Origin of the sequence: Nonomuraea sp. NPDC048916 (assembly GCF_040649575.1) — a bacterium.
GTDB lineage: Bacteria > Actinomycetota > Actinomycetes > Streptosporangiales > Streptosporangiaceae > Nonomuraea.
In genome coordinates this window covers 1-522 of sequence record NZ_JBEZFS010000191.1, presented here as the reverse complement: position 1 = coordinate 522, position 522 = coordinate 1, and the positions used below count along the sequence as shown (strand labels likewise).

Below are 522 nucleotides of genomic sequence, written 5' to 3'. Positions count from 1 at the left end.
GGGCTGGCGATTGGGACGAAGTCGTAACAAGGTAGCCGTACCGGAAGGTGCGGCTGGATCACCTCCTTTCTAAGGAGCGCTGGCCGGCGGCGTGAGCTGCTGGTCCATGTCGCGGTCATCAGCGGATGTCTGATGCGTGACGGCTCATTAGTGGAGCACTGGCTATTCGGCATGGCGTGGTCGCCGGCCGGCAAGTACCGCCCTCACCATGTGTGGGGGAGTGGGAACGCTGGTGCGGGGGTTGCGGGTGCCGGGCACACTGTTGGGTCCTGAGGAAACGGGCCGTTTTCGAGGCCATCGCCGGTGACGGGGTGGCCTTGATGCCGCATCGGGTTCGGTGTGGTGGGTTTCCGCCTCTTGCAGGATCATCCTCTCGTCATACCAGCTCGATCGTGTTTGTTCGGGTGTTGGTGGTGGGGTGGGTTGGTTGCTGTTTGTTGTTTGAGATTTGCATAGTGGACGCGAGCATCTTTGTGGCCAAGTTTTTTAGGGCACACGGTGGATGCCTTGGCATCAGGAGCC

The 522-nt window shown here is 60.9% G+C and carries 1 rRNA gene; it reads left to right on the top strand.

From position 1 onward, the window contains the following. A 16S ribosomal RNA gene (locus AB0C16_RS40390) occupies positions 1-69 on the top strand; the annotation flags it as partial. Positions 70-522 lie beyond the last annotated feature (453 nt).